At 65.7% G+C, this 26,618-nt stretch carries 30 protein-coding genes and 2 pseudogenes; 2 read left to right on the top strand and 30 right to left on the bottom strand.

Features of this window, described 5'->3' with window-relative positions; genetic code table 11:
• Positions 1-33 precede the first annotated feature (33 nt).
• Positions 34-123: a cell division inhibitor SidA gene (gene sidA, locus AC07NF_RS03305; RefSeq protein WP_156136740.1), complete on the bottom strand. Its 90-nt coding sequence runs from the start codon at positions 121-123 to the stop codon at positions 34-36.
• Positions 124-291: 168 nt separating this feature from the next.
• Between sidA and AC07NF_RS03300 the strand changes: the two genes are divergently transcribed.
• Together AC07NF_RS03300 and AC07NF_RS03295 are read left to right on the top strand one after the other, a co-directional pair.
• Positions 292-1,248: a nucleoside hydrolase gene (locus AC07NF_RS03300; protein ID WP_494631705.1), complete on the top strand. Its 957-nt coding sequence runs from the start codon at positions 292-294 to the stop codon at positions 1,246-1,248.
• 44 nt (positions 1,249-1,292) lie between these two features.
• Positions 1,293-2,522 (top strand): hypothetical protein, encoded by a 1,230-nt coding sequence (locus AC07NF_RS03295; RefSeq protein ID WP_494630991.1) that lies wholly within the window; start codon positions 1,293-1,295, stop codon positions 2,520-2,522.
• Here AC07NF_RS03295 and AC07NF_RS03290 read toward each other — a convergent pair.
• From AC07NF_RS03290 to AC07NF_RS03150, 29 genes and pseudogenes are all read right to left on the bottom strand, one after another.
• On the bottom strand, positions 2,519-3,208 hold the full coding sequence (locus AC07NF_RS03290) for an ABC transporter ATP-binding protein (RefSeq protein WP_492810912.1): 690 nt from the start codon (positions 3,206-3,208) through the stop codon (positions 2,519-2,521). The genes AC07NF_RS03295 and AC07NF_RS03290 overlap by 4 nt on opposite strands.
• Positions 3,201-4,481 carry a lipoprotein-releasing ABC transporter permease subunit gene (locus tag AC07NF_RS03285; RefSeq protein WP_494630999.1) on the bottom strand — a complete coding sequence of 427 codons (1,281 nt, stop codon included), beginning with the start codon at positions 4,479-4,481 and terminating at the stop codon, positions 3,201-3,203. Before AC07NF_RS03285 ends, AC07NF_RS03290 begins: the two co-directional genes overlap by 8 nt.
• A complete protein-coding gene (gene proS / locus AC07NF_RS03280; RefSeq protein WP_494631005.1) occupies positions 4,481-5,812 on the bottom strand; it encodes a proline--tRNA ligase in 1,332 nt (443 codons plus the stop codon). Before proS ends, AC07NF_RS03285 begins: the two co-directional genes overlap by 1 nt.
• Positions 5,779-5,880: pseudogene (locus AC07NF_RS03275) on the bottom strand (hypothetical protein); the annotation flags it as partial. The pseudogene AC07NF_RS03275 and the gene proS, both read right to left, overlap by 34 nt.
• A 29-nt stretch (positions 5,881-5,909) precedes the next feature.
• Positions 5,910-6,117, bottom strand: a pseudogene (locus AC07NF_RS03270) (hypothetical protein); the annotation flags it as partial.
• Between the two features lie 18 nt (positions 6,118-6,135).
• On the bottom strand, positions 6,136-6,396 hold the full coding sequence (locus AC07NF_RS03265; protein ID WP_492810917.1) for a DUF1467 family protein: 261 nt from the start codon (positions 6,394-6,396) through the stop codon (positions 6,136-6,138).
• A gap of 1 nt (position 6,397) precedes the next feature.
• A complete protein-coding gene (mce, locus tag AC07NF_RS03260) occupies positions 6,398-6,814 on the bottom strand; it encodes a methylmalonyl-CoA epimerase (protein WP_454760122.1) in 417 nt (138 codons plus the stop codon).
• A 111-nt stretch (positions 6,815-6,925) separates the two neighbouring features.
• Positions 6,926-8,605 carry a ribonuclease J gene (locus AC07NF_RS03255; RefSeq protein ID WP_494631013.1) on the bottom strand — a complete coding sequence of 560 codons (1,680 nt, stop codon included), beginning with the start codon at positions 8,603-8,605 and terminating at the stop codon, positions 6,926-6,928.
• Positions 8,605-9,390, bottom strand: coding sequence for a type III pantothenate kinase (locus AC07NF_RS03250; protein ID WP_494631706.1), 786 nt, complete (start codon positions 9,388-9,390; stop codon positions 8,605-8,607). The genes AC07NF_RS03255 and AC07NF_RS03250 overlap by 1 nt, the downstream gene beginning before the upstream one ends.
• Positions 9,387-10,142 carry a biotin--[acetyl-CoA-carboxylase] ligase gene (locus AC07NF_RS03245; protein ID WP_492810923.1) on the bottom strand — a complete coding sequence of 252 codons (756 nt, stop codon included), beginning with the start codon at positions 10,140-10,142 and terminating at the stop codon, positions 9,387-9,389. Before AC07NF_RS03245 ends, AC07NF_RS03250 begins: the two co-directional genes overlap by 4 nt.
• Entirely contained in the window at positions 10,129-11,574 is a 1,446-nt protein-coding gene (gene nuoN, locus AC07NF_RS03240) for an NADH-quinone oxidoreductase subunit NuoN (protein WP_492810924.1), read from the bottom strand. The genes AC07NF_RS03245 and nuoN overlap by 14 nt, the downstream gene beginning before the upstream one ends.
• A gap of 7 nt (positions 11,575-11,581) precedes the next feature.
• Positions 11,582-13,084, bottom strand: coding sequence for an NADH-quinone oxidoreductase subunit M (locus tag AC07NF_RS03235; protein WP_494631024.1), 1,503 nt, complete (start codon positions 13,082-13,084; stop codon positions 11,582-11,584).
• Positions 13,081-15,165 carry an NADH-quinone oxidoreductase subunit L gene (nuoL, locus tag AC07NF_RS03230; RefSeq protein ID WP_494631027.1) on the bottom strand — a complete coding sequence of 695 codons (2,085 nt, stop codon included), beginning with the start codon at positions 15,163-15,165 and terminating at the stop codon, positions 13,081-13,083. Before nuoL ends, AC07NF_RS03235 begins: the two co-directional genes overlap by 4 nt.
• Positions 15,166-15,173: 8 nt before the next feature.
• Positions 15,174-15,479, bottom strand: coding sequence for an NADH-quinone oxidoreductase subunit NuoK (gene nuoK, locus AC07NF_RS03225; RefSeq protein WP_013079344.1), 306 nt, complete (start codon positions 15,477-15,479; stop codon positions 15,174-15,176).
• The gene (locus AC07NF_RS03220) at positions 15,476-16,093 is read right to left on the bottom strand and encodes an NADH-quinone oxidoreductase subunit J (protein WP_291878130.1); all 618 of its coding nucleotides are present in this window, start codon (positions 16,091-16,093) and stop codon (positions 15,476-15,478) included. The genes nuoK and AC07NF_RS03220 overlap by 4 nt, the downstream gene beginning before the upstream one ends.
• An 82-nt stretch (positions 16,094-16,175) precedes the next feature.
• Positions 16,176-16,667, bottom strand: coding sequence for an NADH-quinone oxidoreductase subunit NuoI (gene nuoI, locus AC07NF_RS03215; protein WP_184719347.1), 492 nt, complete (start codon positions 16,665-16,667; stop codon positions 16,176-16,178).
• Positions 16,668-16,898: 231 nt separating this feature from the next.
• Positions 16,899-17,138 carry a hypothetical protein gene (locus AC07NF_RS03210; RefSeq protein ID WP_494631041.1) on the bottom strand — a complete coding sequence of 80 codons (240 nt, stop codon included), beginning with the start codon at positions 17,136-17,138 and terminating at the stop codon, positions 16,899-16,901.
• Positions 17,138-18,199 (bottom strand): NADH-quinone oxidoreductase subunit NuoH, encoded by a 1,062-nt coding sequence (nuoH, locus tag AC07NF_RS03205; protein WP_494631046.1) that lies wholly within the window; start codon positions 18,197-18,199, stop codon positions 17,138-17,140. Before nuoH ends, AC07NF_RS03210 begins: the two co-directional genes overlap by 1 nt.
• A gap of 3 nt (positions 18,200-18,202) precedes the next feature.
• The gene (gene nuoG / locus AC07NF_RS03200) at positions 18,203-20,263 is read right to left on the bottom strand and encodes an NADH-quinone oxidoreductase subunit NuoG (protein ID WP_494631050.1); all 2,061 of its coding nucleotides are present in this window, start codon (positions 20,261-20,263) and stop codon (positions 18,203-18,205) included.
• Between the two features lie 5 nt (positions 20,264-20,268).
• Positions 20,269-21,588, bottom strand: a complete 1,320-nt coding sequence (gene nuoF, locus AC07NF_RS03195; RefSeq protein ID WP_492925777.1) for an NADH-quinone oxidoreductase subunit NuoF — start codon at positions 21,586-21,588, stop codon at positions 20,269-20,271.
• A 3-nt stretch (positions 21,589-21,591) separates the two neighbouring features.
• A complete protein-coding gene (locus AC07NF_RS03190) occupies positions 21,592-21,858 on the bottom strand; it encodes a hypothetical protein (protein ID WP_492810935.1) in 267 nt (88 codons plus the stop codon).
• The gene (locus AC07NF_RS03185; RefSeq protein ID WP_454716348.1) at positions 21,855-22,079 is read right to left on the bottom strand and encodes a hypothetical protein; all 225 of its coding nucleotides are present in this window, start codon (positions 22,077-22,079) and stop codon (positions 21,855-21,857) included. Before AC07NF_RS03185 ends, AC07NF_RS03190 begins: the two co-directional genes overlap by 4 nt.
• A gap of 1 nt (position 22,080) precedes the next feature.
• Positions 22,081-22,770 (bottom strand): NADH-quinone oxidoreductase subunit NuoE, encoded by a 690-nt coding sequence (gene nuoE / locus AC07NF_RS03180; protein ID WP_492810938.1) that lies wholly within the window; start codon positions 22,768-22,770, stop codon positions 22,081-22,083.
• 10 nt (positions 22,771-22,780) lie between these two features.
• Positions 22,781-23,113 (bottom strand): nuclear transport factor 2 family protein, encoded by a 333-nt coding sequence (locus AC07NF_RS03175; RefSeq protein ID WP_454716350.1) that lies wholly within the window; start codon positions 23,111-23,113, stop codon positions 22,781-22,783.
• A complete protein-coding gene (locus AC07NF_RS03170; protein WP_494631067.1) occupies positions 23,110-24,360 on the bottom strand; it encodes an NADH-quinone oxidoreductase subunit D in 1,251 nt (416 codons plus the stop codon). Before AC07NF_RS03170 ends, AC07NF_RS03175 begins: the two co-directional genes overlap by 4 nt.
• 2 nt (positions 24,361-24,362) lie before the next feature.
• Positions 24,363-24,758, bottom strand: a complete 396-nt coding sequence (locus tag AC07NF_RS03165; protein WP_492810942.1) for a hypothetical protein — start codon at positions 24,756-24,758, stop codon at positions 24,363-24,365.
• Between the two features lie 20 nt (positions 24,759-24,778).
• Positions 24,779-25,372, bottom strand: coding sequence for an NADH-quinone oxidoreductase subunit C (locus tag AC07NF_RS03160; protein ID WP_454716355.1), 594 nt, complete (start codon positions 25,370-25,372; stop codon positions 24,779-24,781).
• Entirely contained in the window at positions 25,369-25,965 is a 597-nt protein-coding gene (locus AC07NF_RS03155; RefSeq protein WP_492081828.1) for a NuoB/complex I 20 kDa subunit family protein, read from the bottom strand. Before AC07NF_RS03155 ends, AC07NF_RS03160 begins: the two co-directional genes overlap by 4 nt.
• Positions 25,935-26,312, bottom strand: coding sequence for an NADH-quinone oxidoreductase subunit A (locus AC07NF_RS03150; RefSeq protein WP_494631081.1), 378 nt, complete (start codon positions 26,310-26,312; stop codon positions 25,935-25,937). Before AC07NF_RS03150 ends, AC07NF_RS03155 begins: the two co-directional genes overlap by 31 nt.
• Between the last annotated feature and the right edge of the window lie 306 nt (positions 26,313-26,618).

Here is a 26,618-nt window from a genome sequence, read left to right as displayed (position 1 = left end):
ACGCGACTCTCACCAGAGCCTCATCTACACGATTCAGGCCACCAGCTGGGCGACCGTGCACATCATCCAGACGAAGCTGGCGACCGACACAAGGGCCAAAGACTCACGCGCGATACGGATCATAAGAGCCTCCACAGATTTCTTGTTTTGTTCCATATTCCGGTTTTGTTCTGTTCACAAGATGTTCCGCGACGTTCCACCGCATTTTCTTTGCCCGAGTCACTTGTTAGGCCGCGCACCACAGCGATAATCGATATGGCCAAGCCCGCCGGATCGGTTCAGATCGACGCCATGCGCCTGATCATCGACACCGACACCGCTGGCGACGACGTCTTCTCGCTGGTGCTGGCCCTCACCCGCCCCGGCGTGACCGTCGAAGCCATCACCATCGCCCACGGCAATGTCGGCTTCGTCCAGCATGCCGAGAATGCGCTGGTCACACTGGAGCAATGCGGCCAGGCCGGGATCCCGGTCTATCTGGGCGCCCAGGCGCCGTTCACCCGCGCGCCCCTGGATGCGGCCTATGTCTTCGGCCACGACGGCATGAGCGACAGCGGTTTCGCCCAGGCCGCCCAGCGCCCCGCCGACGGCCACGCGGTCGACGAACTGGTGCGGCGGATCATGGACGCCCCCGGCGAGATCACCCTGATCGCCCAGGCCCCGCTGACCAACATCGCCCTCGCCTATCTACGCGAGCCGCGCATCGCCAAGGCCCTGAAGCATTTGTGGGTCATGGGCGGCACGGACAATGGCGTCGGCAATGTCACCCCGGCGGCCGAGTACAATTTCTATGTCGACCCGGAGGCGGCCAAGATCGTCGTCAACGCCGGCTTCAACCTCACGATCGCCACCTGGACCCTGACGCTGAACGACGGCCTGTGGAGCACCGCGCAGCTGGCGGAACTGGAAGCCCTGGGCACCGACAAGGCCCGCTTCTTCACCGACGTGAACCGCGCCTCCCTGGCCTTCGCCCGCGAGACCGAGGGGCTGGACGGCAGCCTGCACCCGGACGCCCTCACCTGCGCCATGGCCTTGGACGAAAGCCTGATCCTGGAGGCCGAGGACTGCGTCGTCGACGTCGAGACCCTGGGCGAGCTGACCCGTGGCTATCTCAGCGTCTCGCACTCGATCCTGCCGGACATCGAGATCGCCGATCCGGCCCTGAAGCGCCGGCCGCCCAATGCGCGGGTGATCAAGAAGATCGACCAAGCCGGTTTCTTCGCGGCCATGAAGACGGCCCTGCTTTAACTCAATCGCAGCGGTCTTCCCTCAGACTTCGGATCATGGGGAGAGTGGCTTCGACCGTTGTGGGGACGGCCCTGGTCTTGGCGAGCGCCGGTTCGGCGTGGGCGCAGGCGGACCTGTTCTCGCGCGACACCCTCTCAGGCCTGGTCGATCTGCGCCTGGCAGCGGCCGATGGCGAGACATCCTGGATCGACGGCGGCCTGGGCAAGGCCCGGTTCGGCGACGACCACCAGGGCCTGCGCCTGGGCGAGGCCGCCCTGGTCTGGAACCCGCGCTTTACCGACACCCTGTCGGCCGTGGTCGTGGCCGAGAGCCAGGACGGCCAGCGGCATCTGGTCGACCTTGGCGAAGGCTATCTGGCCTATCGCTCGCGGCCGGGCTCGGCCCTGCGCCTGTCGGCCCGAGCCGGCGTCTTCTATCCAACCATCTCACTCGAACATGACGGCCTTGACTGGTCCGTGCCCGACACCATCACGCCCTCAGCGATCAACAGTTGGGTGGCCGAGGAGACCAAGGTCGTCGGGGTCGAGGCCACAATCCGGCGCAGCCTGGCCGGCCAGACGTTCGGCTTCACGGTCGGCGTCTTCAAGAACGGCGACACCTCCGGCACCGAGCTGACCTTCCGGGGCTGGGCGCTGCACGACATCAAGTCGCCGGTCTTCGGTCGTTTCCCGCTGCCGCCGCTGGCCGGGCGCATGGCCTCGCGCCAAGCGCCGTCGACCACGCCCCTGGCCGAGATCGACGGTCGGTTCGGCTATTACGGACGGATCGAGTGGCGGCCGTCATCGCGGCTGGCCTTCGATCTCTTCCGCTATGACAACGAGGGCGATCGGACCAGCGTCAACGCCGACCGCGAATGGTCGTGGGAGACGCGGTTCTGGAACCTGGGGATGCGGCTCGACTTGGACGCCGTCGCGGTGAAGGCCCAAGTCATGACCGGCGAGACCCTGATGGGCTATTCCAATGCCTTCGGCATCTGGGCCGATGTCGGCTTCGAGGCGGCCTATGTCTCGGCCAGCAAGGCGCTGGGGCCGGGTTCGGCGACCGCACGCCTGGACCACTTCTCGACGACGGACCGCACTAACAAGGCGTTCGACAACAATGCCGAGCACGGCTGGTCGGGGCTGGCGGCCTATCGCTGGGACGTCAAGCCGAACGCCCAGGTCGTGTTCGAGGCGCTGTATATCGACAGCTTCCGCCGCGACCGCACGCGCTTCGCCCTGGATGCGCGCCAGCGTCAGACGGTCGTGCAGACCGCCTTCCGCCACCAGTTCTAGCTAAACTGCTGCGCTTCCAGGTGGCCGTCTCTCAGGGCGAGCACCCGGTCCATGTATCGAGCCAGCTCCATGTTGTGCGTGGCGATCACGGCCGCGACGCCTTGCTGGCGGCACACCTGATACAGCGCTTGGAACACCGCCGCCGAGGTCGCCGGGTCGAGGTTGCCCGTCGGCTCGTCGGCCAACAGCAGTTTCGGATGATTGGCCAGGGCGCGAGCGATGGCCACGCGCTGCTGTTCACCGCCCGACATCTGGGCCGGTTGGTGCGTCAGGCGATGGCCCAACCCTAAGCTTTCCAGCAGCTCCTTGGCGCGCGCCTCGGCGTCCTTGCGGCTCTTGCCGGCGATGGTCAGCGGCATGGCCACGTTCTCGATGGCCGAGAACTCGGGCAGCAGATGGTGGAACTGGTAGACGAAGCCGACCGTGCCCAAGCGGATGCGGGTGCGCACGCGCTCGGACAGCTTGGAGCAGTCGCGGCCTTCCAGGGCCACCAAGCCGGCGTCGGGCCGCTCCAGCAGGCCCGCCGAGTGCAGCAGCGACGACTTGCCCGAGCCCGAGGGCCCGATCAGGCCGACGACCTCGCCCGGATAGACGTCGATATCGACGCCACGCAGCACGGGCAGCGGGCCGGCTTCCGTCTTGTAGACGCGCTCGACCCCACGCAGGGCCAGGATAGGATCACTCATAACGCAGCGCCTCCACCGGATCGAGACGCGAGGCGCGCCAGGCCGGCGGCAGGGTCGCCAGGATGCTGAACAGGGCCGACAGGGACACGATGCCCGCGATCTCGGTCCAGTCGATCTTCGCCGGGATGTGCGAGAGCATGTAGACGTCGGCGCTGAACACGGCCGTGCCGGTGACCCATTCCACGAAGTTCTGGATCGGGGTGATGTAGGCGCAGAACACCACGCCCAGGGCCAGGCCGCACACGGTGCCGGCCACGCCGATCGAGGCGCCGGCCATGACGAAGATCCGCAGGATCGCGCCCTGCCCCGCGCCCATGGTGCGCAGGATGGCGATGTCCTTGCCCTTGTTCTTCACCAGCATGACCAGGCTGGAGATGATGTTCAGGGTGGCGATGGCGACGATGCAGCCCAGGATCAGGCGCATGACCTTCCGCTCGACCTGCAGGGCGGTGAAGTAGCTGTGGTTCTTGTCCTGCCAGTCGCTGACCAGGGCGCCGGGGCCGCTGGCGACCTCGACGTCGTGCTTCAGCTCCTTGGCCTTGTCGGGGTCATCGAGCTTGATCTCGACATAGTCCACCGAGGTGTCGCGACCGAAGAACAGCTGGGCTTGCTCCAGGGGCATATAGACGAAGGCCTCGTCGAACTGGCTCATGCCGACGCTAAAGACGCCGCCGACGATGTAGTTCTTTTCCTGGGTCGAGCTGCCGAAGGCGGTGGACGGACCCGAGGGCGAGATCAGCGTGATGGGGTCGCCGGGCTGCACGCCCAGGCTCTGGGCCATGCGGTCGCCGATCAGCACGATCTCGCCGCCGTATTCGCCGACGCCGAAGCCGTCCATCGAGCCCTTCTTGATGTTGCTGGCGATCAGCGACATGTGCCGCAGGTCCGAGGTGGTGACCCCGCGCACGATGGCGCCGGTCACCTGGGTCGGGCCCAGCACCATGGCCTGGGCTTCGACCATCGGCGCGGCCTGGATGACGCCTGGCGCGGCCCTGATCCGGCGGATCACGGTGTCGCGGTCGGGGCCATTGATCATCGGCGACTGAGCGTAGAGGTGGCCGTTGAAGCCCAGGATCCGGCCCAGCAGCTCGGCCCGAAAACCGTTCATGACGCTCATCACGGTGATGAGGGCGAAGACCGCCAACATCACCGCGCTGAACGAGATGACCGAGATCAGCGCCACGCCGCCGTTCTTGCGCTTGGCGAACAGATACCGGCGAGCGACAGAGCGCTCCCAGCGACTGAAGGGACCGGCGGCGCGGGCGTCTGGCATCAGGCGGTCTTGCTCTTGGTCAGGCCGTCGAGGACGGATTCCAGGGAGGCCGTGTGGCGCTCGCCGGTCTTGCGATTCTTGATCTCGACCACGCCCTCGGCGATGCCCTTGGGGCCGACGATCAGCTGCCAGGGCAGGCCGATCAGGTCCATGGTGGCGAACTTGGCGCCGCCGCGGGCGTCGGTGTCGTCGTACAGCACGTCCTTACCGGCGGCCTTCAGCGCGTTGTAGGCGGTCTCGCAAGCCGCGTCGCAGGCTTCGTCGCCCTGACGCATGTTGACGATGCCGACGTCGAACGGCGCGACGCTTTCCGGCCAGATGATGCCGCCCTCGTCGTGGCTGGCCTCGATGATCGCGCCCAGCAGGCGCGAGACGCCGACGCCGTAGCTGCCCATCTGGACCGGCGTTTGCTGGCCGTCCGGCCCTTGGACCGTGGCCTTCATCGGCTCGGAATACTTGGTGCCGAACGAGAAGATGTGGCCGACCTCGATGCCGCGCGCCGACAGGCGGTCGCCTTCCGGCAGCGCGTTGAAGGCGGCTTCGTCGTGCATTTCCTCGGTCGCGGCGTACAGCGCCGTGCGCTGGTTCACCAGCGGCTGCAGGTCGCCATTAATCCAGTCGAGGTCCGGACCCGGGGCCGGCATCTCGACCAGGTCCTTGTGGCAGAAGACGGCGCTTTCGCCGGTCTCGGCCAGGACGATGAACTCGTGGCTCAGGTCGCCGCCGATCGGGCCGGTGTCGGCGCGCATCGGCACGGCCTTTAGGCCCATCCGCGCGAACAGGTTCAGATAGGCCACGAACATGCGGTTGTAGGACTTGCGTGCACCGTCAGCGTCGAGGTCGAAGCTGTAGGCGTCCTTCATCAGGAACTCACGGCCGCGCATCACACCGAAGCGCGGACGGCGCTCGTCGCGGAACTTCCACTGGATGTTGTAGAGGTTCTTGGGCAGGTCCTTGTAGCTCTTGACCGAGGCGCGGAAGATGTCTGTGACGACCTCTTCGGCCGTCGGGCCAAACAGCAGCTCGCGCTTGTGGCGGTCGGTGATGCGCAGCATCTCGTCGCCGTAGTCGTCGTAACGACCGCTTTCGCGCCACAGCTCGGCCAGCTGGATGGTCGGCATCAGCAGCTCGATGGCGCCAGCGCGATCCATTTCCTCGCGGACGATCTGCTCGATCTTGTTCAGCACACGCAGACCCAGTGGCAGCCAGGCATAGATGCCCGCCGCTTCCTGGCGGATCATGCCGGCGCGAAGCATCAGCTGGTGCGAAACGATCTGGGCGTCGGACGGTGCTTCCTTCAGCACCGGCAGGAAATAGCGCGACAAGCGCATGCGCGTGGAAACTCCGGGAATTCGAGAAGGGCCTGAGATAGCCCCTCCCCCGACAGCTTGGCAACGCGCGAGGCTAAACTAAGGCTCCACCGTGGAAAAAAGAGAGGCCGCGCGGATCGCCGCGCGGCCTTTCAAGTCATCGTCGGGGAAGACGCCACAGAGCGAGACCGGCTAGGCCGATCTCCTGAAGTCACCTTACCGACCGAACGGGCGTTGGGGCACGACCATCCATGGGAAGCGCTAACAATGAGGTGGTTCGCCCAAGGCTTGGGCGAATGCAGGCAAATCGACCGCATCGCGCCCAAGGCTTGTGCATTCGCACGTCAGATGGCGGCCGGAAGATCCGGCAGAGTCACCAGGTGAAAGTGCACGATCACGAAGAACACCACGAACACGATGGCCGAGACCCAGGTCGTGGTGATGAACTTGCGCTTCAGGTTCGGATTGACCGGCGCGCCGGGATCCGCGCCCGGCGGCGGCGTGATCCCCGCCTCGTGGAAGCTGCGCGAGCCGAGCGGCAGCACGGCGAACAGCACCGTCCACCAGATGGTCAGGTAGATGGCGAACCAGGTGATCGGGCTCATGTCAGTGAGCTTCTTTCGGGGTTTCCATGAGCTCGACCAGCAGGCCGCCCATGTCCTTGGGGTGAACGAAGATGATCATCGTGCCGTGGGCGCCGATGCGGGGCTCGCCCAGCACGGTCGCGCCCTTGGCCACCAGGTCATCGCGGGCTTCGTAGATGTTCTCGACCTCGAAGCAGATGTGGTGCTGGCCGCCTTTGGGGTTCTTGGCCAGGAAACCGTGGATCGGCGAGCTTTCGCCATAGGGCTCGATCAGCTCGATCTGGCTGTTGGGCAGGTTGACGAAGCAGACCCAGACCCCCTGCTCGGGCATCGCCCACTTCTCGGTGACCGAGGTGGCGCCTAGGAGGTCGCGGTACATCTTCACCGAGTCGTCGATCGACGGCGTGGCGACGCCGACGTGGTTGAGCTTGCCGATCATCCTAGAGAGCTCCCGCTGCGCTTTTCTGGTCTTTGCCGATTGGCCTAGCACCAGGGCCGCAGCGCGGAAAGATAGGGCGACCACGGCGTTTCCGTGGCCGCCCTACCCTCATTAGATCCGCAGGACCGTCGTCTCGACGACCGGCTTGCGTTCCCAGATGCGGAACGCGGCCTTCTTCACGGCGCGCGAGATGGCGCTTTCGATCGCTTCGTCCAGCTCGCGAGTGTCGCCTTGCAGCTTCTTGTAGGCGCCCTCGGCTTCCTCGGCGAGGTCGTCCAGGGCGTCGTCCAGGCTGTATTCCTCGTCGCCGGTCAGGCCGATGCCGCGCACCTGCGGGCCCGAGACGATCTTGTTGCGACCGTCCAGGACGATCGACACGGCCAGCATGCCGTTGAACGCCGCGTGACGGCGCTCGCGCAGGGCGTCGCCATTCTCGGGCGTGACCACGCCGCCGTCCACGTACAGACGACCGGCCGGCACCTCGTCGATAATGCCCGGCTGGCCGGGCGCCAGCCGCACCATGTCGCCATTGCGCGGGCTGACCGCATGCGGGACCTGCAGGTCCTTGGCGAAGGCGGCGTGCTCGATCAGGTGACGACGCTCGCCGTGGGTCGGCACGGCGATGTGCGGGCGCACCCACGCATACATCTGGCGCAGCTCTTCACGGCACGGGTGGCCCGAGACGTGGATGCCGGGCGTGTCGCGTTCGGTGTGCAGGCGCACGCCGCGATCGGCCAGCTTGTTCTGCAGGTTGCGGATCGGGATCTCGTTGCCCGGGATGACCCGCGACGAGAAGACCACGTGGTCACCCTGCCCCAGCTTCACATGCGGGTGGCTGCCGTCGGCGATGCGCGACAGGGCCGCGCGGGCCTCGCCCTGGCTGCCGGTGCACAGGAAGAGAATCTCGTTCTCAGGCATGTGCTTGGCCTGGTCGTCGGTGATGAAGGGCTCCAGGCCCTGCAGCAGTCCGACCGAGCGGGCGGCGGCGGCCATGCGGTGCATCGAGCGACCGGCCAGGCAGACCTTGCGGCCGCTGGCCTGGGCCGCGCGGATCACGGTGTCCATGCGCGCCACGTTCGAGGCGAAGCAGGCCACGGCGATCTTGCCCGACAGGCTCTGGATCAGGTTGCCCAACGCCACACGGACGTCGGCTTCCGAACCGGCCTCGCCTTCGACGAACACGTTGGTGCTGTCGCAGACCATGGCCAGCACGCCCTCGTCGCCCAGGCGACGGAGCGCGGCGTCGTCGGTCGGCGCGCCCAGCTGGGGCTCGGGATCGATCTTCCAGTCGCCGGTGTGCAGGATCGTGCCCAGCGGCGTCTTGATCGCCAAGCCGTTCGGCTCGGGGATCGAATGGGTCAGGGTGATCAGTTCCAGGTCGAACGGACCCAGCGAGAACTTGCCGCCCAGCGGCACTTCGGTGATCGACACCTCGTCCAGCAGGTCGGCGTCACGCAGCTTCTCGCGCAGCAGGAAGGCGGTGAACGGCGTGGCGAACACCGGCGCCTTCAGGCGCGGCCACAGCCAGTGCACCGCGCCCAGGTGGTCTTCATGGGCGTGGGTCAGGACGATGCCGACGATGTCCTTGGCATAGGGCTCGATGTACGACGGATCGGGCAGGATGATCTCGACGCCGGGCGTCGTCTGGTCGCCGAAGGTCACGCCCAGGTCGACCACGATCCACTTGCGATCGTGCGCCGGGCCGAAGCCATACAGGTTGAAATTCATGCCGATCTCGTTCGACCCGCCTAGCGGCAGGAAGACGAGCTCGTCGTTCTTGGATTTTTTCATCAGGTCTCGGAAACGGTGTTTCGACGATAGATTTCGAGAAGACCCCGTATCGTCAGGTCGGAGTCGAAGTGGTCGATGCTGTCGGTGGCGCCCTCGAACAACGAGGCGACGCCGCCGGTGGCGATGACGGTCATGGGCTCGCCGCGCTCAGCCTTGATGCGCGAGACGAGACCCTCGATCAGAGAGATATACCCCCAGAACACGCCGGACTGCATGGCGGAGACGGTGTCCGTCCCCACGATCCTGTTACCGGCCGGCTTCTGGATGGCGATGCGGGGCAGCTTGGCCGCCGCTTCGTGCAGGGCCTGCATCGAAAGATTGATGCCGGGCGAGATGATGCCGCCCTCGAACGCGCCGTCGGCGGCCACGATGTCGAAGGTGGTGGCGGTGCCGCTGTCGATGACGATCAGCGGGCCAGAATAGACCATGCCCGCGCCGATGGCGTTGACCAGGCGGTCGGCGCCAGCCTCGGAAGGCTTCTCGATACGGACGTCGATGCCAAGCTTGGCGTTCTCGCCGATCACGATCGGTTCGACGTTGAAATAGCGGCGGCTGAGATTGCGCAGGTTGAAGATCGACTGCGGCACGACGCTGGAGATGATCACCGCGTCGATGGCCCGGAAGCCCAGGCCCTGCATCGACAGCAGCTGCGACAGCCACACGACGTACTCGTCGGCGGTGCGGGTGCTCTCGGTCGCCGAACGCCACTGGGCCACCCACGACGAGCCGTCGTGAATGGCGAACATGGTGTTGGTGTTGCCCTGTTCAATGGCCAGCAGCATCAGGCGGCTCCAAAGAAGACGTCACCGGCGGTGATCCGGCGGACCTGCCCGTCATCCAGACGCAGGCGCAGCGCGCCGTCGCCGTCCAGGCCTTCGGCGATGCCCTCGACCGTCTCGGTCCCCAGGCGGGCGACGCAGGGCTCGCCCAGGCCGTGGGCGCGGGCCGTCCAGGCGTCGGCGATGGCCGGGAAGCCCAGGGCGCCCCAGGTCCGGAACCAACGTTCGAACGCGCCGGCCAGGGCCTCGATGGCCTCGGTCGGGTGCGGCGGTGGGATCTCGCGATAGGTGGCGATCGAGGTAGCGGGACGCTCGGCGTCGATCGGCTTGCGGGCCAGGTTCACGCCGATGCCGGCGGCGATCCACAGACCGCCTTGGGGTGAAGCGCCGGACTCGATGAGGATGCCGCTGACCTTCAGGCCGCCCAGCAGCGGGTCGTTGGGCCACTTCAGGCTGACCAGCGAGGCCGGCACGTACTGACCCAGCATGTCGGCCACGGCCAGGGCGGCGACGAACGAGACCTGGGCGGCCTCGGCTGGCGGCTTGTCGGTGCGGAAGAGCAGCGTGGCGGCGAGGTTGCCCTCGCCCGTTTCCCAGGCCCGACCGCGACGGCCGCGGCCCGAGGTCTGGCGGAGGCCGACCAGCCACACGGGGCCGGCCTCGCCCGCCTCGGCCCGGCGACGGGCTTCGGCGTTGGTAGAGTCGATCTCGTCGAGGACGACGACGGGCGGGACGCCCGTCACGTCACGCGTGACCAAAGGCGGCCGCGGCGGCCTTGGCGGCCGGATCCAGCCAAACCAGGGCCACCAGCACGATCGGGAACGAGAAGAACGCGGCCGCATAGCCGACGGCGCGGGCCGAGGGCGACGGCGCGTCGACCGAACCGGTCGAGGCGTCGAACCAGATCGATTTGATCAGGCGCAGGTAATAGAACGCCGCGACGACCGACCCGACCAGACCCAGAACGGCGGCCCACTGCAGCAGCACATCGCCCGTGCCCAGCGCGGCCTTGAAGACGTAGTACTTCGACCAGAAGCCCGAGAACGGCGGCAGGCCCAGGGCCGACAGCGAAAACGCGGTCATGGCCAGGGCGATGCCCGGACGTTCCTTGATCAGGCCCGCCATGTCCTCGATCGTCTCCATGGGCTTGCCGTCGCGGTTCAGCGCCTGCAGGCAGGCGAAGAAGCCGGTGACATCGACCATGTAGAGCACCATGAAGACCAGCATCGCATGCAGGCCGACCTCACCGCCGGCGGCGACACCCAGCAGGGCGTAACCGACATTAGCGATCGAGGAATAGGCCCACAGGCGCTTGAGGTTCGTCTGGGCCAGGCCCGCGAAGGCGCCGACGAAGACCGACAGCAGGGCCGCGATCACCAGGATCTGGCGCCATTGGTCGACCGAGCCCGGGAAAGCGTCGCCCAGCACGCGGGCGAACATCATCATGGCGGCCAGCTTCGGCGCGGCGGCGAAGAAGCCGACGACCGGGGTCGGGGCGCCTTCGTAGACGTCCGGTGTCCACATGTGGAACGGCGCGGCCGAGACCTTGAACGCCAGGCCGCAGATCAGGAACACCAAGCCAAACAGCAGGCCCACGCCGTGCGAACCGCCATGGGCGGCGGCCAGGGCGATCTGGCTGAAGTGGGTCGAGCCGGTGAAGCCGTAGATCAGCGAGCTGCCGTACAGCAGCAGGCCCGACGACAGCGCGCCCAGCACGAAGTACTTCAGGCCCGCTTCCGACGACTTGGCGTCGTCGCGGCGCATGGCGGCCAGGACGTACAGGGCCAGCGATTGCAGCTCGACGCCCACATACAGGCTGATCAGGTCGCCCGACGAGGCGGTGACGCCCATGCCGAGGGCGGCCAGGACAACCAGGACGGCGTATTCGAACTTCTGGTCGCCGCGCTGAGCCAGCCAGCGGTCGCCCAGCACCACGGCGATGGCGCTCGAGAGGTAGATGGCCACCTTGGCGTAGGTCGCCGCGGCGTCGGCCGCGTAGACGCCGCCGAAGGCGTGACCATGCGGGCCGAGGACCGCCGTGGCGGCGGCCGCGACCAGCGAGGCGACGGCGGCCAGGGTGAAGATGGCCCCGACCTTGCCCCGGAAGGCGCCGGCGACCAGCAGAACCAGCGCCGCGATCGCCAGGACGATCTCAGGCAGGACGAGCGAGAAGTGGTCGGAAAAGGTCATTGGCTCCTCACCCGCCCACGGCGGCGCGCCAGGCGCCGACGAGCGCGTCGACGGACGTCGCGGTCAGGTTGAACACGAGATTGGGATAGACGCCCAGGATCAGGGTCATCGCGATCAGCGGCACGAACAGCAGGATCTCGCGAGCGTCCAGATCCGTGATGGTCTTGAGCTCGGGATTGGTGATCTCGCCGAACATGACCCGGCGGTACAGGGTCAGGGCGTACATGGCCGACAGGATCACGCCGGTGGCCGACACGATCGCCGTCCAGGTCGAGGCCTTGTAGACGCCGGTCATCGTCAGGATTTCACCGACGAAGCCCGAGGTGCCCGGCAGGCCGACATTGCCCATCGTGAACAGCAGGAACACGAAGGCGTAGTGCGGCATGCGGTTGGTCAGGCCGCCGTAGAAAGCGATCTCGCGGGTGTGCATGCGGTCATAGACGACGCCGACGCAGAGGAAGAGCGCGCCGGAGATCACCCCGTGGCTCAGCATCTGGAACAGAGCGCCCTGCTCGCCCGCCGCGTTGCCCGAGAAGATGCCCATGGTCACGAAGCCCATGTGGGCGACCGACGAATAGGCGATCAGCTTCTTGATGTCGGTCTGACGGAAGGCGACCAGCGAGGTGTAGACGATGGCGATGGCCGACATCACGAACACCAGCGGCTGGAACATCTCCGAGGCATTGGGGAACATCGGCAGGCTGAAGCGCATGAAGCCGTAACCGCCGAGCTTCAGCAGGATGCCGGCCAGAATGACCGAACCGGCCGTCGGGGCTTCCACGTGAGCGTCGGGCAGCCAGGTGTGCACCGGCCACATCGGCATCTTCACGGCGAACGAGGCGAAGAAGGCCAGCCACAGCCAGGTCTGGAGCCACGGCGCGAACTTGAACGTCATCAGCGTCGGGATCGACGAGGTGCCGGCGATGTTGATCATGGCCAGGATGGCGGCCAGCATCAGGATCGAACCCAGCAGCGTGTAGAGGAAGAACTTGTAGGCCGCGTAGATCCGGCGCTTGCCGCCCCAGATGCCGATGATCAGGAACATCGGAACCAGGCTGAACTCGAAGTAGAGATAGAAGAGGATCAGATCCAGCGCGCAGAACACGCCGATCACCAGGGTCTCCAGGACCAGGAAGGCGATCAGGTACTCGACGACGCGCTTCTCGACCGACTTCCAGCTGGCGATGATGCAGATGGGCAGCAGGAACGCGGTCAGCAGGACAAACAGCACCGAAATGCCGTCGACGCCCATGCGGTAGTGGATGCCCGCGAACCAAGCGAAGTCTTCCACGAACTGGAAGCCGGAGTTCTTCGGGTCGAACTGGAGGGTCAGGACGATCGACAGGCCGAACGTGACCAAGGTGGTCACGAGCGCGATCCACTTGGCCAGCGTGTCGGTCTTGGCGCTCTCGCCGTTGAAGGCGCGCGCGGCGAGGATCACCGCGACGCCGACGATCGGCGCGAAGGTCGTAAGGCTGAGAAGGCCGCTCATTAGCTCCGTCCCCCTCAACGGAAGGCGTACAGGGCGAAGGTCAGCAGACCGGCGACGCCGAGCAGCATGACAAACGCGTAGTGGTAGAGATAGCCGGTCTGCAGCTTGCCGGTGCGCTTTCCGATCTCATACGAGAGGTTGGAAACGCCATCCGGGCCCAGCCGGTCGATGATCTTCTGGTCGCCGCCCTTCCAGAACAGGTCGCCGAGGAACTTGGCGAAGCGCACGAACGTGGCCGCGTAGAGTTCGTCGAAGAACCACTTGTTGTAGAAGAAGACGTACAGCGGACCCTTGCGCTCGGCCAGTTTCAGGCCCAGGCGCTCGTTGCCCTTGATCAGGTAGACATAGACCGCGATCAGCAGGCCAAGCAGCGAGGCGATCAGCGGGCTCCACTTCACCCACTCGGCCACTTCGTGCGCCTGGTGCAGCACGTGGTTGGTCGGGGCGGTGTAGATGGCGCCGCGCCAGAACTCTTCCTGGTGGTGGCCGACGAAGTAGTCGACGAACACGAAGCCGGCCAGGATCGCGCCCAGCGACAGCACGACCAGCGGGAACAGCATCACCCAAGGGCTCTCGTGCGGCTTGTGGTCGTGACCATGGCCATGGCCGTGGTCGTCGTGCGCGTGGTCATCGGCCAGAGGCTCGTCGTGCGTCTCGTGCGCGGCGCCATGGGCGTCGTGCGCATGATCGTCGTGAGCGTGGTGGTCGTCATGACCCCAACGGGCCTTGCCGTTGAAGGTGAAGAAGGCCAGGCGCCACGAGTAGAACGAGGTCAGACCCGCCACCAGCACGCCGATCACCCACGCGAACATGGCGATCGAATTGTGGCCACCGGCGGCGAAGGCCGCTTCGATGATGGTGTCCTTCGAGTAGAAGCCGGCGAAACCCAGGTGCAGCGGCGGGAAGCCCAGGCCCGTGATGGCGATCGTGCCGATCGTCATGGCCAGGAAGGTCACCGGCAGCAGCTTGGCCAGATTGCCGTACTTCCGCATGTCCTGCTCGTGGTGCATGCCGTGGATCACCGAACCGGCGCCCAGGAACAGCAAGGCCTTGAAGAAGGCGTGGGTGAACAGGTGGAACATGGCCGCCTGATAGGCGCCGACGCCGGCCGCGAAGAACATGTAGCCCAACTGCGAACAGGTCGAATAGGCGATCACGCGCTTGATGTCGTTCTGGGTCAGGCCGACCGTGGCGGCGAACAGGGCCGTCACCGCGCCGATGACCGTGACGATGTTCTTGGCCACCGGGGCGTATTCGAACATCGGCGACAGCAGGCACAGCATGTAGACGCCGGCGGTCACCATGGTGGCCGCGTGGATCAGGGCCGAGACCGGGGTCGGGCCTTCCATGGCGTCCGGCAGCCAGGTGTGCAGGAAGAACTGCGCCGACTTGCCCATCGCGCCGATGAACAGCAGGAAGCAGGCGATATCCATCAGCGGCCAGGTGTGACCGGCGAATTCCCAGGTCTTGCCGGCATGGCTGGCGATCATCGGGAACAGCTCGGCGAACTGGATCGTGCCGAAGGCCCAGAAGGTGGTCATGATGCCGAGGGCGAAACCGAAGTCGCCGACGCGGTTGACCACGAAGGCCTTGATGGCCGCGGCGCTGGCCGAGGGCTTCTTGAACCAGAAGCCGATCAGCAGATACGAGGCCAGGCCCACGCCTTCCCAGCCGAAGAACAGCTGCATGAAGTCGGCGGCGGTGACCAGCGACAGCATGGCGAAGGTGAACAGCGACAGGTACGCGAAAAAGCGCGGCTTGCTGTCGTCCTCGGCCATGTAGCCCCAGGAATAGATGTGCACGAGGGCCGAAACCGTCGTGACCACGATCAGCATGGTCGCCGACAGGGCGTCGATGCGGATCGACCAGTTGGCCTGGAAGTCGCCGATGCTGATGAACGGCAGCAGGTGGACGGTGAAGGCCTCCATGTGCCCCCAGGTCCACTGGCTGAACGTGTACCAGGACAGGCCGCAGGCCAGGATCAGCGCGCCGGTGGTGACCGATTGCGAGGCCACGTTGCCGATGCGGCGGCCGAACAGGCCGGCGATGGCCGCGGCGATGATCGGCGCGAAAACGAGAATGGTGACAAGCGTCTGCATGACGTCGCTTAGCCCTTCATCATGCTGGCGTCGTCAACCGCGATGTCGCCGCGGTTTCGGAAGAAGGTCACAAGGATGGCCAGACCCACGGCCGCCTCGGCGGCGGCGACGGTCAGCACGAACATGGCGAAGATCTGCCCCGCCACGTCGTGCAGGTAGGCCGAGAACGCCACGAGATTGATGTTCACCGCCAAGAGGATCAGCTCGATCGACATCAGGATGACGATGATGTTCTTGCGGTTCACGAAGATGCCGAAGACGCCGATCGTGAAGAGGATCGCGGCGACGACGAGATAGTGCGGCAGGCCGATCATTCGGAGATCCCCTCACCCGGCTTGATCTGGACCAGCTCCATGCCGGTCTTGGGCGTGCGGGCCACCTGCTTGCCGATGTCCTGGCGCTTGACGCCCGGCTTGTGGCGCAGGGTCAGGACGATGGCGCCGATCATGGCGACCAGCAGCACCAGGCCCGCCAGTTGGAAGAAGAAGACGTAATCGGTGTAGAGCACGCGACCGATCGCTTCGGTGTTGGGGACGCCGCCCGGCGAGGCGTTCGGCAGCGGGTTCTTCGAGGCCGCGCCGTTGGTGGCCACCGTGGCGGCGACGAACACCATCTCCAGCGTCAGGATGCCCCCGACCAGACCGCCGATCGGCAGGTACTGGGCGAAGCCCTGGCGGAGCTCGGCGAAGTCGACGTCCAGCATCATGACGACGAACAGGAACAGCACCGCCACCGCGCCGACGTAGACGACGATCAGCAGCATCGCCAGGAACTCCGCGCCCAACAGGACGAAGAGGCCGGCGGCCGAGAAGAAGGCGGTGATCAGGAAGAGCACCGAGTGCACGGGATTGCGCGCCGACACGACGAGAAGACCCGCCGCGATGGTCACGAATGCCAGCAAATAGAAAGCGATCGCCTGCAAGGGCATCGGCCCAGGGCTCCCCTGATAACTTAAGTCCAACGACGGCCCGCCAGAACGACGCGCCGCCCGCTTCGGATTCGCCCCTCCCTTAGCGGTAGGGCGCGTCCAACTCCAGATTCTTCGCGATCAGGCGTTCCCAACGGTCGCCGTTATCGAGAAGGCGTTCCTTGTCGTAGTAGAGCTCTTCGCGGGTCTCGGTCGCGAACTCGATGTTCGGACCTTCCACGATGGCGTCGACCGGGCAGGCCTCCTGGCACAGACCGCAGTAGATGCACTTGACCATGTCGATGTCGTAGCGGGTCGTGCGGCGACTGCCGTCCTCGCGCGGTTCGGCTTCGATCGTGATCGCCTGGGCGGGGCAGATGGCCTCGCACAGCTTGCACGCGATGCAGCGCTCCTCGCCCGACGGATAACGGCGCAGAGCGTGCTCACCCCGGAAACGGGGCGACTGCGGGCCACGCTCGTTCGGGTAGATCACCGTCTTCTTCGGCGCGACCAGGTACTTCATGGCCAGGCCGAAGGCGCCGGCGAAGTCCAGAAGGGCCGCGCCCTTGGCCGCTTGAGTGATGCGCTGGAACACCAGAGCTCTCCTAACACTTTTCCTTGGGGAAAGGACGGACGTCCCTGCCCTGCTCTTTCTGCTGCCGCCGCATCGTCTGCTCGATGACGCATTTGTTGGTCTTGGCGTCGCGATCTCGTCGCGCCTCGACCTGCTCATCGTGCGTCCGCTGCGGCGGTCGCTGAATACCGCGTCCCCAGGTCGAACAGCCGGCCAGGAGGCCCACCGTCACGATCCCGAGGACAATCCGCCTCATTTCCCAGCCTTGGGAATGACGCAGGTGTAGTTCGACAGCTGGGCGGGGTCTCCCCCGTCCTGCTTGGCCTGGATGATCCCGCCCGAGGCCTTGCACTTGTCGCCTTCGCGACGCAGGTCGTCGTAGCTGACGACCCCATCGCCCAGCGAATAGGACCGATCCGCCGCCGCGACGCCCGCACAGGCCGTCAGGGCAAGGCCGGAAAGGCCTACAGCAAGGATCAGGGCGCGGCGCATCAGGCCCCCGGACCGAACACGCGCCACGCGGCGACCGCGGCCACCAGCACCAGCGAGGTCGGCAGGAACACCTTCCAACCCAGGCGCATCAGCTGGTCGTAGCGGTAGCGAGGCACGATGGCCTTCGCCATGGCGAACATGAAGAACCAGAAGACGATCTTGGCGTAGAACACCAAGGCCAACAGGAAGTTGACCAGGAACGGCGGCCAGCCGGCCGTGAAGGTGATCGGGAAGCCCGGGTTCCAGCCGCCGAAGAACAGCACGCTGATCATGGCGCACATCAGGACGATGTTCGAATACTCGGCGACCATGAACAGCAGGTACGGGGTCGAGCTGTACTCGACCTGGTAACCGGCCACGAGTTCGGATTCGGCTTCCGGAAGGTCGAAGGGCGGGCGGTTCGTCTCGGCCAGGGCCGAGATGTAGAACATGCCCATCGAGACGATCATGACCGGCACGAGGATGATGTTCTTCAGGCCGCCGCCGAAGACGTTCCAGTTCCAGAACCAGCCCGACTGCTTCTCGACGATGGTCGACAGGTTCATCGAACCGGCCAGCAGGATCACCGTGATGATGATCAGGCCGATCGAGACTTCGTACGACACCATTTGAGCGGCCGAACGCAGGGCGCCCAGGAACGGATACTTCGAGTTCGAAGCCCAGCCGCCCATGATGATGCCGTAGACGCCCAGCGAGCTCATCGCCAGCAGGTACAGGATGCCGACATTGAGGTTCGACACGACCCAGCCCGGCGCGAACGGCACCACGGCCCAGCCGACGAAGCCCAAGATCAGGCTGACCAGCGGCGCCAGCAGGAAGATCGCCTTGTCGGCGCCGGCCGGAATGACGATTTCCTTCAGCACGAACTTGAAGAAGTCGGCGAAGGACTGCAGCAGGCCGAAGGGACCAACGACGTTGGGACCTTTGCGCATCTGGACGCCGGCCCAGATCTTGCGGTCGGCGAGCAGCAGGAAGGCCAGGCTCAGCAGAACCCAGATCACGACCAGCAGGATGCCGCCCGTCGTGAGACCAAACCAGAGAAGCGGATTCGTCGGGCCCACGGTCTACTCCGCCGCGATCTTGGCGGCGCCGGAAGCCACGGCCGCACATTCGGCCATGGTCACGCTGGCGCGCGCGATGGGGTTGGTCAGGTGGAAAGCCTTGATCGGGCTTTCGAACGGCGCGTCCGAGGCTTCGCCGTCAGCGCCCAGGGCGCCGACATCGAACGACGTGGCGACCGAACCGGGCGCATAGTCGATCTGGCCGAAGGTCGGGTGGTCGGCGAACAGCTTGGCGCGCAGCTGGTCCAGGCTGTCGTAGGGCAGCTTGTGACCCAGCACTTCCGACAGGGCGCGCAGGATCGACCAGTCTTCCTTGGCCTCGCCCTTCGGGAACACCGCGCGGCGGCCCAGCTGGACGCGCCCCTCGGTGTTCACATACAGGCCGTTCTTTTCCGTGTAGGCGGCGCCCGGCAGGATCACGTCGGCCTTGTGCGCGCCGGCGTCGCCGTGCGTGCCCAGGTAGATCTTGAAAGCGCTCGAAGCCGAGGCCTCGCACTCATCGGCGCCCAGCAGGAACAGGACGTCCACGGCGCCCGGCTTCAGCATGTCGCTAGCGGCCAGACCGCCTTCGGCCGGGACGAAACCCATGTCGAGGCCGGCCACGCGCGCGGCGGCGGTGTGCAGGACGTTCCAGCCGTTCCAGCCTTCACGCACGACCTTGACGGTCTTGGCGAGGCCGGCGGCGGCCTTGAGGATCGCGCCGCCGTCGGCGCGCGACAGAGCGCCCTGGCCGATGATGATGGCGGGACGCTCGGCGGCCTTCAGGGCGGCGACGAAGTCGTTCTTGGCCTTGGCCAGGCCCGACAGGGTCTTGGCGCCAGCGCCAAGGTAGTCATAGTCGAACGTCAGGTCGGCTTGCTCGCCGATGACACCGAAGCGGGTCTTGCCGGCGATCCACTGCTTGCGGAAGCGAGCGTTCAGGACCGGGGCCTCAAGGCGCGGATTGGCGCCGACGAACAGCACCACGTCGGCATTCTCGATGCCGGCCAGGGTCGAGTTGAACAGCCAGCTTTCGCGCGGGCCAGCGCCCAGGGCCGAACCGTCCTGGCGGCTATCCAGGTTCTTCACGCCCAGGGCGGTGAAGAGGTCCTTGGTCGCCTTCAGGCTTTCAGCGTCCTGCAGGTCGCCGGCGATGACGCCGATGCGGTCCGGCGCGGTCGCCTTGATCTTGCCAGCGACGGCGGCGAAGGCTTCGGCCCAGGTGGCCGGCTTCAGGCTGCCGTTCACGCGGACATACGGACGGTCCAGGCGCTGACGGCCCAGGCCGTCGACGGCGTAGCGCGTCTTGTCCGAGATCCACTCTTCGTTGACGTCCTCGTTGATGCGCGGCAGGACGCGCAGCACGGCCGCGCCGCGGGCGTCGACGCGGATCGACGAGCCCAGGGCGTCCATGACGTCGACGCTCTCGGTCTTCTTCAGTTCCCACGGACGGGCTTCGAAGGCGTAGGGCTTGGAGGTCAGGGCGCCGACCGGGCACAGGTCGATCACGTTGGCGCTGAGCTCCGACGTCACCGCCGCGCCCAGATAGGTCGTGATTTCAACGTCTTCGCCGCGCGAGATCAGGCCGATCTCCGGCGAGCCGGCGACTTCGGTGATGAAGCGGACGCAGCGGGTGCACTGGATGCAGCGCGTCATCACGGTCTTGATGAGCGGGCCCATGGCCTTCTCTTCGACCGCGCGCTTGTTCTCGTCGTAGCGGCTGTCGTCGCGGCCGTAGCCGACCGCCTGGTCCTGCAGGTCGCACTCGCCGCCCTGGTCGCAGATCGGGCAATCCAGCGGGTGGTTGATGAGCAGGAACTCCATCACCCCTTCGCGGGCCTTCTTGACCATCGGAGTCTTGGTGAAGATCTCCTGGCCCTCGGCGGCCGGCAGGGCGCAAGACGCCTGCGGCTTCGGCGGGCCGGGCTTAACCTCGACCAGGCACATCCGGCAGTTGCCGGCGATGGACAGACGTTCGTGATAGCAGAAGCGCGGGATCTCTTCCCCAGCCAGTTCCGCGACTTGCAGAACCGTCATGCCGGGCTCGAACTCGACCTCGACGCCGTTGACCTTGGCGATAGCCATTCTTGTTACTCCGCCGCGATCAGCTTGGCGCCCTGCACGTGCAGGCGACCGCTACGATAGGAAGCGATCCGCTCCTCCACCTCGTGGCGGAAGTGGCGGAACAGACCCTGGATCGGCCAGGCGGCCGCGTCGCCCAGGGCGCAGATGGTGTGACCCTCGACCTGGGTCGTGACGTCCAGCAGGGTGTCGATCTCTTTCGGATCGGCCTCGCCGGTCGCCATGCGTTCCATGACGCGCCACATCCAGCCGGTGCCTTCGCGGCAGGGCGTGCACTGGCCGCAGCTCTCGTGCTTGTAGAAGTACGACAGGCGGGCGATGGCGCGGACCAGGTCGGTGTCCTTGTCCATGACGATGACGGCGGCCGTGCCGAGACCCGACTTCAGGTTCCGCAGGGCGTCGAAGTCCATCGGCAGGTCTTCGCACTGCTCGGCCGGGATCATCGGAACCGACGAGCCGCCCGGGATGACGGCCTTGAGGTTGCCCCAGCCGCCGCGGATGCCGCCGCAGTGGTCTTCCATCAGCTGACGGAAGGGGATGCTCATGGCTTCTTCGACGTTGCAGGGCAGGTTCACGTGGCCCGAGACGCAGAACAGCTTGGTGCCGGCGTTGTTGGGACGGCCGAAACCCGCGAACCACGCGGCGCCGCGACGCAGGATCGTACCGGCGACGGCGATGCTCTCGACGTTGTTGACCGTGGTCGGCATGCCGTAGAGGCCAGCGCCAGCCGGGAACGGCGGCTTCAGGCGCGGCTGGCCCTTCTTGCCTTCCAGGCTTTCCAGCAGAGCGGTCTCTTCACCGCAGATGTAAGCGCCGGCGCCGTGGTGGACGTAGATATCGAAGTCCCAACCATGGACGTTGTTCTTGCCCACGAGGTTGGCCTCGTACGCCTGCTTGATCGCCGCTTCCAGGCGCTCGCGCTCGAAGACGTACTCGCCACGGATGTAGATGTAGCAGGCGTGGGCCAGCATGGCGCGCGAGGCGATCAGGCAGCCTTCGATCAGGAGGTGCGGGTCATGCCGCATGATCTCCCGGTCCTTGCAGGTGCCCGGCTCGGATTCATCGGCGTTGACCACGAGGTAGTGCGGACGACCGTCCTTCACTTCCTTGGGCATGAACGACCACTTGAGGCCGGTCGAGAAACCGGCGCCGCCCCGGCCGCGCAGGCCGGAGTTCTTCATGTTGTCGATGATCCAGTCGCGCCCGGCGTCCAGGATGTCCTTGGTGCCATTCCAGCAGCCGCGCTTCTTCGCGCCCTCGAGGCCCCAATCCTGGAGACCGTAGAGGTTCGTGAAGATGCGGTCCTTGTCTTCGAGGATACCGACCATGACTCAGCTTTGCGGATCGAATGGATGGGCGCGCACATAGCGCGTCCGACGAATGATGACATAGGCGAAAAGCAGCCAGCCCGCGCCAATCGTGACGAGACCGGCGACAACCGCCCAGAACGGCGCGCCTTGCGCGGTGCGACCCCAGATCAACAGGATCGCGCCGACCATGCACGCCACGAGCCCCATGCCGCGTTCGCGGCGGCCGAGGGCCCGGATGGTGTCGAAATAGGCCGCCTTGCGGGTGTTCAGGGCGCTGTCGTCGATCATGACGAAGTCCCTTCCCTCTTGGCCGCGCGCATCCAGCCCAGGATGAACCAGATCTGCGAGCCAAGACCCCCGACCAGCGCCACGAAGAAGACCGGCAGCAGCCAGTCGATCTTCAGCGACACCGCGCCAACGATCGCCACGCCGGCCAGCACGAAGCAGACCGAGGTGATGGCGATCATCACGGTCAGGCGCTTCTTCTGGAGGACGGCGTCGGCGGTCATGTTAGGCGGTCGGCTCCGGCTTTGCCTTCGTAGCCTTGGGCTTCTCGGGCAGGTTCGGAATCTTGATCTTCTTGGCGTACGAGCCGTCGTACAGCTTCGGGTCCGTCAGGGTGTGGATCGCCCCCTTCGGCTCCGACGACACGCGGCCTTCGTAGCTGCCCGGCTTCGGGTCCTTGCCGGCCGCGAAGTCGTCCAGGATCTGGGCCAGGCTCTCCGGCGTCAGGTCCTCGTAGTAGTAGTCGTTGATCGCGGCCATCGGGGCGTTGCAGCACGCGCCCAGGCACTCGACCTCTTCCCAGCTGAACTTGCCGTCGGCCGAGACGTGGTTGGCGTCGCCGATCTTGGCCTTCAGCACGGCCTTCAGGTCCAGCGCGCCGCGCAGCTGGCACGGCGTGGTGCCGCACAGCTGCACGAAGGCGACCTTGCCGACCGGCTGCAGCTGGAACATCACGTAGAAGGTGGCCACTTCCAGCACGCGGATGACCGGCATTTCCAGCTGCTTGGCGATCTCCTGGATCGCCGGCTCGGAAATCCAGCCTTCCTGCTTCTGGGCCAGCCACAGCATCGGGATCACCGCCGACTGTTTGCGGACGGCGGGATACTTGGCTTTCCACCAATCGGCCTTGGCCTGGCTGTCCTTGGAGAAGGCGAAGCTGGCGGGCTGCTCTTTGGCGAGACGTCTCACACTCATTTCAGGGCGCTCATCGGGCGAAATCCACGCGGACGATCTTGTCGCCCTTGAAGGTGTAGATGGCGGCGACCTGGAACGGCGCATCGCCGTTGCCGCGGTCGACATGCTCGTGGTCGATCACGTTGGACCCGACCACGATGCGGTTCAGCAGCTTCGCGTTGTTCTTGGGGAACTCGGCGAAGGTCTTGGCGTAGAAGGCGCGATAGGCGTCGAGGCCCGTGCGCGCCACGTCGCCATTCAGGCCCGCCACGACGACGTCGTCGGCGAAGTGGGCGCAGTGGGCGTCCAGGTCCTGAGCGTTGTAGGCGTCGAGTTGCGCCTGGGCGATAGCTTCCAGGCTCACCGGTCGACCTCGCCGAACACGATGTCGAGCGAGCCCAGGATGGCCGAGACGTCGGCCAGCTGGTGGCCGCGGTTCATCCAGTCCATGGCCGCGAGGTGCGAGAAGCCCGGAGCCTTGATCTTCACGCGGTACGGCTTGTTGGTGCCGTTGCTGACGACGTAGACGCCGAACTCGCCCTTGGGGGCCTCGACGGCCGCGTACACCTCGCCTTCCGGCGTCTTGAAGCCCTCGGTATAGAGCTTGAAGTGGTGAATCAGGGCTTCCATCGAGCGCTTCATCTCGGCGCGACGGGGCGGGCTGACCTTGTTGTCCTCGGTCAGCACTGGACCCGGCGTGCCGCGCAGCATGGCGACGGCCTGCAGGATGATCTTGGTGCTCTCACGCATTTCCTGCATGCGGCACAGATAGCGGTCGTAGCAGTCGCCGTTCTTGCCCAGCGGGATGTCGAACTCGAACTCGTTGTAGTTCTCGTACGGCTGGTTGCGGCGCAGATCCCAGGCGATGCCCGAACCGCGCACCATCACGCCCGAGAAGCCCCAGGCCCAGGCGTCTTCCTTGCTCACGACGCCGATGTCGACGTTGCGTTGCTTGAAGATACGGTTGTCGGTGATCAGGCCTTCGATGTCGTCGCAGATCTTGGGGAAAGCCTTCGCCCAGGTCTCGATGTCGTCGATCAGCTCGGGCGTCAGGTCCTGGTGGACGCCGCCCGGACGGAAGTAGTTGGCGTGCAGACGAGCGCCGCAAGCGCGCTCGTAGAAGATCATCAGCTTCTCGCGTTCCTCGAAGCCCCAGAGCGGCGGCGTCAGGGCGCCGACGTCCATGGCCTGGGTGGTCACGTTCAGCAGGTGGTTCAGGATCCGGCCGATCTCGCAGAACAGCACGCGGACGATCTGGCCGCGCTTGGGCACTTCGACGCCCAGCAGCTTCTCGATGGCCAGGCAGAACGCATGCTCCTGGTTCATCGGCGCCACGTAGTCGAGGCGGTCGAAGTACGGGATGTTCTGCAGGTAGGTGCGCGCTTCCATCAGCTTCTCGGTGCCGCGATGCAGCAGGCCGATGTGCGGATCGACGCGTTCGACGATTTCGCCGTCCAGCTCCAGCACCAGGCGCAGCACGCCGTGCGCGGCCGGGTGCTGTGGGCCGAAGTTGATGTTGAACTTGCGGACGGGCGTCTCCGGGATGGCCGGAGTCGTCGGTTCGTCACGGAAGAAGTCGGTCGCCGCGGCGGGCGAGTTCGTGCCGGTCATGGCTACGGACCTTCGTTACGCTGCTCGATGCTGAGCGACACAAGCAGTCCTGCGATCAGCAGAACCACGCCCAGCAAGGTGATGATGGTGGTCGCGACGTCCCAGCTTTGAGAAATCGCGGCCTGTGAGAGCGGCAGAGCCAGCAGGACGGAAGCCGCTCCGAGCAGCGCGCTGCGCAGCTCGGCCACTTCCATTCGCCGGATGCTGGCGCCGACGGCCAGCATGATCACCGAAACCATGATCGCGACGCCCAACGACTTGTTCTGCTCCGGACTGATCACCGGCGCCTTGGTGAACCACCCCGTCAGCCGCATCCCGATGGTCATCAGGAACGCAGTCGAAAAGGCGACCAGAAAGAACGAGGTGGCGGAACGGAACGTCGGCCGTCGCAAACCCATGAGTGATCATCCCCTGCTCGCTATTGAGCCTTCTCGTCACCGGGCAGCGCGTACTTGGCGCCTTCCCAGGGCGAGAGGAAATCGAACGCACGGAACTCGGTAATCTTGACGGGTTCGTACACGACGCGCTTGAGCTCGTCGTCGTAGCGAACTTCCACATAACCCGTCATGGGGAAGTCCTTCCGCAGCGGATGGCCGTGGAAGCCGTAGTCGGTCAGGATCCGGCGCAGGTCCGGATGGCCCGAGAAGAACACGCCGTACATGTCGAACGCCTCGCGCTCGAACCAGTCGGCGACCGGGAACACCGGCGTGACGCTGGGCACCGGGGTGTCCTCGTCCGTCATCACCTTCAAGCGGATGCGCGTGTTCTTCACCATCGACAGCAGGTGGTAGACCACGTCGAAGCGCGCGGCGCGCTCGGGATAGTCGACCGCCGTCAGGTCCACCAACTGGTGGAAGCGGGTCGCGGCGTCGTCACGCAGGAAGGTCAGGGTGTCGACGACGCCCTCGGCCTTGGCCACGATCGTCAGTTCGCCAAACGCCACCGAATGGCCCAGCACGCCGGGCGCGCGGGCGACGATGTCCTGGCCCAGGGTTTCGAGATCTTGGCTCATCGCTCGATCGTACCCATGCGACGGATCTTCTTCTGGAGCTGCAGCACGCCGTAGACCAGGGCTTCGGCCGTGGGCGGGCAGCCCGGCACGTAGATGTCGATCGGCACGACGCGGTCGCAGCCGCGCACGACGCTGTAGCTGTAATAGTAGTAGCCGCCGCCATTGGCGCAGCTGCCCATCGAGATGACGTAGCGCGGCTCCGGCATCTGGTCGTAGACCTTGCGAAGGGCCGGAGCCATCTTGTTGGTCAGCGTGCCGGCGACGATCATCACGTCCGACTGACGCGGGCTGGCGCGCGGCGCGAAGCCGTAGCGCTCCAGGTCGTAGCGCGGCATGGCCGAGTGCATCATCTCGACGGCGCAGCACGCCAGGCCGAACGTCATCCACATCAGCGAGCCCGTGCGTGCCCAGGTGATCAGATCGTCGGCGGCGGCCGTGATGAAGCCCTTGTCGGCCAGCTGTTGCGAGACGCCGTCGAAGAACGGGTCGTGCAGCTTGGGGTCATAGCCCTCGACCGTCGAGCGGCCGCCAGAAAGCGCCGGAACGGTGGTGGCGGGAACGATCACTCCCATTCGAGGGCGCCCTTCTTCCATTCATAGATAAAGCCGACGGTCAGCACGCCCAGGAAGGTCATCATCGACCAGAAGGCGAACTGGGCCGCGTCGTGCGGCAGCTTCATCAGCGTGACCGCCCAGGGGAACAGGAACGCCACTTCCAGGTCGAAGATGATGAAGAGGATCGACACCAGATAGAACCGGACGTCGAACTTCATGCGCGCGTCGTCGAAGGCGTTGAAGCCACATTCGTACGCGGAGAGCTTTTCCGGGTCCGGCGCCCTCGGCGCGAACACGGCTGCCGCCAGAATGAAGACGATGCCGATAGCCGCCGCGATCCCTAGGAAGATCACGATCGGCAGATACTGGAGAAGGAAGGCGGTCATGACAGCCCTTGGCTTGAATCGAGCGGGTTGTAGCCCACTGTCGTCAACGCTTCAAACGCCCGAGGCACATTGAGAAACGATCGCAACTAGACCTGCTTTCCCTAACGCCGGTCTGGGAAAAACAAGGGTCCGGATGATCAGGCCCCACAGCTGTTCTTGGCGACTATCCACACGAATTCGGGTGTCGCACAGCAGCGAATTGTCGCTTCTTCGATATGGCCGTTGACACGAGTCTTCGAGCGACATATCAGACGCCCCTCGCCGCAGGGCGGGTCGCACTTTCGCTTCGGCGAAGGGATATGCGGA

Source organism: Caulobacter sp. GW821-FHT10A06, assembly GCF_059415805.1.
Note: the sequence above shows the minus strand (reverse complement) of the source record. Positions and strands in the feature narration are given on the sequence as shown.